General features: G+C 61.1%; 5 protein-coding genes. All 5 read left to right on the top strand.

Going from position 1 to position 7,914, the window contains the following annotated elements; genetic code table 11:
• Positions 1-26: 26 nt before the first annotated feature.
• Positions 27-890, top strand: a complete 864-nt coding sequence (locus RUR49_RS11270; RefSeq protein ID WP_409146479.1) for an ASCH domain-containing protein — start codon at positions 27-29, stop codon at positions 888-890.
• The gene (locus RUR49_RS11275) at positions 847-3,183 is read left to right on the top strand and encodes a DUF1156 domain-containing protein (RefSeq protein ID WP_409146480.1); all 2,337 of its coding nucleotides are present in this window, start codon (positions 847-849) and stop codon (positions 3,181-3,183) included. The genes RUR49_RS11270 and RUR49_RS11275 overlap by 44 nt, the downstream gene beginning before the upstream one ends.
• A 28-nt stretch (positions 3,184-3,211) precedes the next feature.
• The gene (locus RUR49_RS11280) at positions 3,212-3,826 is read left to right on the top strand and encodes a hypothetical protein (RefSeq protein ID WP_409146481.1); all 615 of its coding nucleotides are present in this window, start codon (positions 3,212-3,214) and stop codon (positions 3,824-3,826) included.
• Positions 3,827-3,848: 22 nt separating this feature from the next.
• Positions 3,849-7,163: a DUF499 domain-containing protein gene (locus RUR49_RS11285; protein WP_409146482.1), complete on the top strand. Its 3,315-nt coding sequence runs from the start codon at positions 3,849-3,851 to the stop codon at positions 7,161-7,163.
• Between the two features lie 51 nt (positions 7,164-7,214).
• A partial coding sequence (locus RUR49_RS11290) for a hypothetical protein (RefSeq protein WP_409146483.1) occupies positions 7,215-7,914 on the top strand: 700 nt, incomplete at its 3' end.

Raw genomic sequence — 7,914 nt, forward strand, 5'->3', positions numbered from 1 at the left:
TGCGTATGGGGGACGGGATGCGAGGCTTGATCATCGATGAGCCGTGGATGGGGCTGATCCTGCGGGGCGAAAAGACGTGGGAGATGCGGCGCACCGGATGCCAGATCCGCGGGCGCATCGCCCTGATCCGTAAGGGCAGCGGGCAGGTGGTGGGCACCGCCGACGTCCTCGGCTCCCTGCCGGAAATCGCTTCTGCCGAGGAGTACGGTTTGGCGGAGGACAAGCATCGCATTCCGCCGGAGAGGCAGGATCGCGCCTTCTCCGATGGATGGCGCACGCCGTGGGTGCTGGAGCGGGCGCTGCCGCTCTCGCAGCCCGTCGCCTATGATCATCCTTCTGGCGCCGTGATCTGGGTCCAACTCGACCCACGGGTCTCCGCCGCAGTCGAGGCGCAGGTTGGTGGCCTGGACGAAGCGAGCGGCCTTGACCGGCCCCTGGCGGCTAGACTGCCGCGTGCCGCCGCGGACTTACCGTCCAGAGTGCCGCCCAACTCCACCACCTCAGTGAATCCTCCGGCGGGCTCGCCGGCTTCGGGGGTCCCCGCGCCACCGTCGGAACGACGTCACGAAACCGATGCCGGAATGGCTCGCGTGATCCGCATCACCGGCGGCAACGTTCGCAACCATCACATATACCTGCCGCTCGACTTCTTTCCTGAGGATGCGGTCGGCGGGTCTAACAAGGCGGACCGCGCGCCGCGCACTCTGACGATCAGCTTCAGCCCAGGCCGCACCGTCACCACCGACATCGACCGAACCAAGCGCATCTTGCGTGAACGAAGCGCCGTCGCAGACTTCCTGACCCGCGCTGAAATCATGGAGGGCGACGAGGTCATCGTCGAGCGTGTTGAGCTCTATCGATACCAAATTTCAAAGGCTGTTCATGACTGACCCTTCGCCGGCGCCCCGCAAGAAGCTCATCGAGGTCTCCATACCGCTGGAGGCCATCAACAAGGCGTCGGCGCGGGAGAAGTCGGTCCGGCATGGGCATCCCTCGACGCTGCACCTGTGGTGGGCGCGGCGGCCGCTGGCGGCGTGCCGGGCGGTGCTGTTTGCGCAGTTGGTCGATGATCCTTCCTCCTGGCCCGAAAAGTTTCCGACGGAGGCCGAGCAGGAGGTGGAGCGGCGGCGCTTGCATCGGGTCATCGAGGAGATGGTCGAGTGGCCGGGCTCCAAGCCCGGCGACGCCGCGCGCTTCGAGCAGGCGATCGAGGCAGCACGCTGGGAGATCGCCCGCTCGTTCGCCTGGGGGCGGGGCGAGGAGCCGCCGCCAAAGGGCGAGAGCAAGGCCATCCTCGCCTATCTGCAGGAGAAGGCACCGCCGGTCTATGATCCATTCTCCGGCGGGGGCTCGATCCCGCTAGAAGCGCAACGGCTCGGCCTGCGTGCCTATGGCTCCGACCTCAATCCGGTGGCGGTTCTGATCGGCAAGGCTCTGGTCGAAATCCCGCCGAAGTTCGCAGGACGGCCCCCGGTCAATCCGAAGTCGCAGGCCGAGCTGAAGCGCGGCGGGCGCTGGAATGGCAAGGGCGCCCAGGGCCTCGCCGAGGACGTGCGCTACTACGGCCAGTGGATGCGCGACGAGGCGGAGAAGCGCATCGGCCATCTCTATCCCAAGGCGACGCTGCCGGATGGCTCAGAGGCGACGGTGATCGCGTGGCTGTGGGCGCGTACGGTGCGCTCACCTGATCCAGCGGCGAAAGGTGCAAGGGTGCCGCTCGTATCGTCGTTCATGCTTTCGACGAAGCATGCAGAAAAGGCATGGGTTGAGGTAGTTATCGACAAAGGGTCACTGGATGGTTGGCGATTTGATGTTAAATGCGGTGCTATGGAGAAAAATCAGATTGAAATAAAGAATAGTGGAACCAAGCTTGGGAAGGGAAAATCGTTCACATGCATCCTATCGGGAACTAGTATAGACTTCAATTATATTCGCAGTGAGGCAAAAGAGGGCGGATTGAAGTCACGATTAATGGCGATTGTTGCAGAGGGTAAAAAGAAGAGAGTCTATATTTGTCCGACCGATGAGCACGAAGCAATTGCCGCCCGCGCTCGCCCTACTTGGGCGCCAGACGAGCTTATAACGACACCAAGTCATGACGTTGATCGCTTACCAATGTATGGAATGCCGCGATGGAGAGATGCTTTTACTAATCGACAACTGGTGTCATTAGCGACCTTCTCGGACCTTGTTTTACAAGCGAGAGAGGAGGTGTTGAATAATGCTAGGGTTTCCGGTCTATTTGACATTCACTCTGATCACGAAGGAGCGCGTTCTATTGCCAATGGCCTCAGCGCCGGTGGTGCGGGTGCCACCGCGTACGCTGATGCGGTGGCAACATATCTTGGCTTTGCCGTTGACAAGGCGGCTGACCGGAACACGACATTGTGCTCATGGGAGGCCAATATGGACAGAATGCGGAATACCTTCGGGCGGCAAGCGCTTCCCATGGTATGGGACTATTCAGAGACTAATCCCCTGGGCGGTGCTGGTGGCGACATATCAGGAACGGCATTAGCTGTTAGTGAAGTGCTATGGAGATTACAGGATACAGGAGAATCTGCAATTTATCAAATCAACGCGTCTAAAAATTCTTTTCCCGTTCGGCCTATTATTGTATCAACGGATCCTCCCTATTATGACAATATTGGGTATGCGGAGCTATCAGACTTCTTCTACGTGTGGCTAAAGCGCCCGTTGGCGAAGATGTGGCCAGACCTTTTTCGTAGGCTTGTTACGCCCAAAGACGAGGAGCTTGTTGCGACCCCGTATCGCCATGGCGGCAAGTCACAGGCGGAAGAGTTTTTCCTGCGAGGCATGGGAGAAGCTCTTTCCGCCATGAGGGCGGCGGCCACCGATCGTGAGCCTCTTGCAATCTATTACGCATTTAAGCAGTCTGAAGCTGCGGATGACGGCGTCACGTCGGCGGGTTGGGCGTCCTTCCTACAGGCTGTAACTAACGCGGGCCTCGCAGTCGACGGCACCTGGCCGTTGCGCACTGAGCTCGCAAATCGGATGATTGGGAAAGGGGCAAACGCACTCGCCTCTTCAATCGTCCTGGTCTGCCGAAAGCGGTTGCAAACTGCCGCCGCCGCCGACCGCGCCGGCTTCACCGCTGCACTGCGCCGAGAGCTCCCTGACGCCATCGCTAAGATCCGCGTGGCCGGAGTCGGGGCCCGTTGATATGCAGCAATCTGTGATAGGGCCGGGCATGGGGGTCTTCACCCGCTTTGCTGAGGTGCTCGAAGACGATGACAGCACAATGTCAGTGAAGACGGCGCTCGCGATTATCAACCGCGTCTGGGAAGAGATTGACAACGAAATCCTCGCGAGCTTCGACGCCGAAACGCAGGTAGCGCTTGCCTGGTTCGGCTCCTACGGCTTTGAAGCCCGCTCCTCAGGCGAACTGATTACGCTGGCCACCGCGAAGAACACTGCCATCAACGCACTTTTCACCGCGGGGGTCTTTTCTGACCTCAAGGGGAAGACGGCTCTCACCCCCCGTGACAAGCTTCCTGCCGACTGGTCTCCTGCTAGGGACAAGACCCCGACGGTCTGGGAGTGCGTGCAGCACACCGCGCGCGTGCTCAACGCGCCCGACGGTGGGGCTGAGTCGGCGGGGCAGTTGGTGGCCGAGATGGGAGCGCGGGCACCGGACGCACGTGCGCTGGTCGACCGGCTGTTCCGCATCGCCACCGAAAAGGGCTGGGCGAGCGAGGCGCTCGTGTACAATCAACTCGCCGAGGAGTGGCCGCATCTCCTCGACCGGGCGTCCGAGTCGGGAGCGCCGACGCCGATTAGCGGAACGGGCGACCTCTTCGCCTGAAAAAAATGGGGGATTGCCAAGGATGGTGGACGACAAGGACACGCTGCGCCGCGTGCGCGAAGGCCTCGACCACCTGCAGGGCGCCATCCACCCGTTCGTCTCCGCTCGGATGGAGAAAAAGTACGGCAAGCGCTGGATCATGTACGCGAGCCGCACCCAGTCGGCCTCGCCACTCGATCCGCTCGACCTGTATGCGCTGCTGAAGACGATGATCGACCAGTGGCGCGATGTCTTTGAAGAGGCGTTCGCGCGCAACGAGAAGCCGAAGGTCCGCAACTTCGTTTCGTCCTGCTTCGAGGCGCGCAACAACACCTCCCACCTGACCCTGCCACTCACCGACGCCGAGGGCTTGCGCTACCTCGACGCGATGGTTGCCCTCGCCGAGAAGCTGAAGGGCCCCGGCAAAGAAATCGACGCTCTAAAAGCGCTTTATGCGGAGCAGCGGCAGCATGGCTTGCCGACTGCGACGCTAACGGTTCCAGCCGCGTCGGCGAAAGCGGAGCCGGCTGGCACGCTCTCCCTCGGGCTCGACACTTCAGAACAGCCAGTGGGGGTGCTGAAGCCTTGGACCGAAGTCGCCTTCCCGCATCCGGACGTGCTGGCGAACCGCTACAAGCAGTCCGAGTTTGCCGCCGACCTTGCCGCGGTCGACCTCGGCCACGCGAGCGGCGACTATGCCAGCCCCGACGACTTCTTCCGAATCACCTTTCTGACCGACGGCCTGAAGCGCGTGTTGCGCACGGGCCTTGCCCGCCTCAGCGGCACCGGCGGCGACCCCGTGCTCGGACTGCAGACCTCGTTTGGTGGCGGCAAGACGCACACCATGCTGGCGCTCTATCACTTGGCACGCGCAAGCGACCTCAAGCTGCTCGAGGGCGTCCGTGATCTCGCCGATGCGGAGACGATCGCCTCGTGGAAGCCGGCAAAAACTGCCGTCTTCGTTGGTACCGCCAAGGGGGTAGACTCGGACCTGCTGCTGGATGGCGGTCCGCGGGTCCGCACGGTATGGGGCTTCTTGGCATGGAAGCTCGCGGGTCAACCCGGCCTCGATCTCGTTCGCGAGGCTGAGGCGGCGGGAACCAGCCCGGGCTCGGAACTGATCGCCGCGGTGTTTCGCCTGGCGGGGCCGAGTGTCGTCCTCCTCGACGAGGTCGTAGCGTTCGCTCGGCAGCTTCCAGAAGACCGGTTTGAATCGTTCCTCACCTTCATCCAGTCGCTGACCGAGGCGGCGAAGATGGTGCCGAATGTGCTCGTGGTCGGCTCCTTGCCAGAAAGCGATGCGGAGGCGGGTGGTGCGAAAGGTGTCGCCGCTCTGAAGCGGCTCGAAACTCACTTTGGCCGCATCGGCTCGCCCTGGCTCGCCGCCCACGGAAATGAGACCTACGAGATCGTGCGCCGCCGACTTTTCCAGTCGCTAGACGCCGAGGGCGAGCGGGCGCGGGACGAGACGGTCAAGGCATTCCACGACCTCTATCGCAAGAATCCAAGCGAGTTTCCGCCGACGGCGAAGGAGGCCAGTTACGCCAACCTCTTGCGCATTTCCTATCCGATCCATCCAGAGCTATTTGATCGACTCTCGAAGGACTGGTCGACGCTACCGAAGTTTCAGCGCACCCGAGGTGTTCTGAGGCTCATGGCAGACGTTGTCAGCGTGCTTTGGCAACAACGCGCCAGGGACCCGCTCATCCTTCCGGGCCGTATCCCGCTGTCGGACTCGAAGATCAAGGCGGGCATCATCGATCCGCTCGATCCAGCCTTCGCCGCCGTTCTGGACAGCGAAGTGGACGGCGAACGGTCCCTTCCCGCACGGATGGAATCCAACACCAGCCGCCGGATTTCTCAGGCTCGAGCGGCGACCCGCGCCGCGAGGGCAGTTTTCCTTTGCTCCGCTCCAACCGTCGGCCAGCCGAATGCAGGGGTGAATGGTCTTTCGATCCGGCTTGCGGCGGCCGAGCCGGGTGACCAGCTTGCGATCTTCGGCGAGGCTCTGCGCGAGCTGCACGAGGTCGCCACCTATCTCTACGAAGACGCCGGTCGCTACTGGTTCTCGACGCAGCCGACCCTGAACCGCCTCGCCGACGAGCGCGGCAAGGCGTTTGAGCCCTACAAGGTCGACGAGGAAATCGTCCGAGTGCTACAGGCGGAAGCAGGGCAGAAGGCGAACTTCTCCCGCGTTCACGCTGCTCCCGACGAGCCGGCCATGGTCGACGAGGCGTCCGCGCTCGCGCTTGTCATCTTGAAGCCCGAGACCGCCCACACGAAGGGCGCCAAGGCTTCCAAGGCGATCGAGGCGGCGACGGATGCGCTGACGCGTTGCCGCGCCACGCAGCGTCGGTATCGCAACACTCTGGTGTTCGTAGCTGCCGACGATGCCGCTCTCAACAATGCCCGTGAGGTGACCCGCAAGGCGATGGGCTGGGCTTCGATCAACAGCGACCAGATCGTCAAGGGGCAACTCACGACGTCGCAGGTGAAGGATGTGGGGGAGCGCGCCAGCAGCACAAAGGAGGCCGCTGAGAAGGCGGTGCGCGCCGCCTGGACGCATCTCCTCTATGCCAACAAGGATGCGGGCGTGCTCGACGGGAAGCCCTTCGAGATTGAGCAGACGACTTTGATGGCGCGAGACCGGAGCTCGATCGCCATGTCGGCCTACGAGAAGCTCTCGCCGAAGGGCGACAGCATCGTGAAGGAAGTGCTCGGTCCTAAGATCCTCCTTGCGAAGCTCGACACGCTCTGGCCGGCAGGTCAGCCACATCTTGCGATCGCTGAAGTGCGAGAGTGGTTCGCCGCTTACGTCTACCTGCCGAAGTTGCGCGACCCCAGTGTGCTGGAAGTCTCGATCGCCGAGGGCGTCGCAGGCAGCGACCCGCAGTTTGGCTATGCCGATGGCGTAGATGAAGCCGGTGGCTATCGCGGTCTGGTGCTCGGTCGCCTTCCGCCCGGCACTCTATCCACAAGTGGGCTCATCGTACGCAAGGAAATCGCGGCGCGGGGGCTGACGGTCCCGGCGGAGCCGACAGTGCCCCCCGGCACCCCTCCTGCTCCTGGAGAGGACCGTCCAGTTCCGCCACCGCCAACTCCTCAGCCGATATCGTCGCGACCCACCCGGTTCTACGGCACCGTCGTGCTCGACCCATCCCGCCCAATTAAGTCCTTTGACTCGGTCGTCACCGCCATCGTCGAGCAACTGCAGCGCACGCAAGGGGCACGCATCAACTTGACCCTTGAGATCGAAGCCCAAGCAACGGATGGCTTCTCAGACGAAGATGTCGGTGTCGTCCGCGACAACACACGACAGCTTAAGTTTAAGGCAGACTCGACGGGGTTTGGTGGTTAGCTGCTGCCATAAGATGCGGCGAACAGTTTTTACAAAATGGATCAATAATGGATGCGTACTCAATATGATCTTCCTATTGACGACCAGATATCAATACGAGTTGCGGTACGTTTTGCCTTGTATGGCGTCGTTCTGACAAATTTGTTCGACGAGCCTGTTGATCGAGAGGAGTACCGGTCTCGCGCGCAACCAGGATACCTCTTGTATGACAGGGAGGACGCAGACGGCTACCGCATGAGGAAGCTGTTTTTGGGAAAAATGCTGGAAGCAATAGAGCAATCGAAATTGCGACTACAAGGCTACCGGATCACGCACCCGAAGGCACAGCCGTCCTTTGACTGGATTAGATCTAGCTCTCTTCGCAGTGATTCCGTTGTGAACGAGCACGATAATGAGATATTTGACCTCAATCATCCGTTTGATAAATCAATTGATAGGACAGTGTCATATTTCGAGTTCAGTATTCCTACTGAGGCTAAGAACATTTACCGTCTTTGGAGGAGCGTAACAGTCGATAGGAGCGAGTTTATCAGATTCCTCGATCGGATCGGAATATTTCATAAAGCTGATGGCGCGAGTGCCGCTATCGATAGTCCGTCTCGCGCATCAGCGGACCTTGTTATTAAGCAATATGGAGGGTCGGGTAGAGTTGTCGAGCGTCACTTTTCCGAGGTTAAAGTGCCAAATGACGAAAAGGTCCTCACTACGAAGCGTGAGGCGGCATCTGCACTCCCGTCGAATAGCGAGCCTC

Origin of the sequence: Pseudoxanthobacter sp. M-2 (assembly GCF_046156265.1) — a bacterium.
GTDB lineage: Bacteria > Pseudomonadota > Alphaproteobacteria > Rhizobiales > Segnochrobactraceae > CAMDHY01.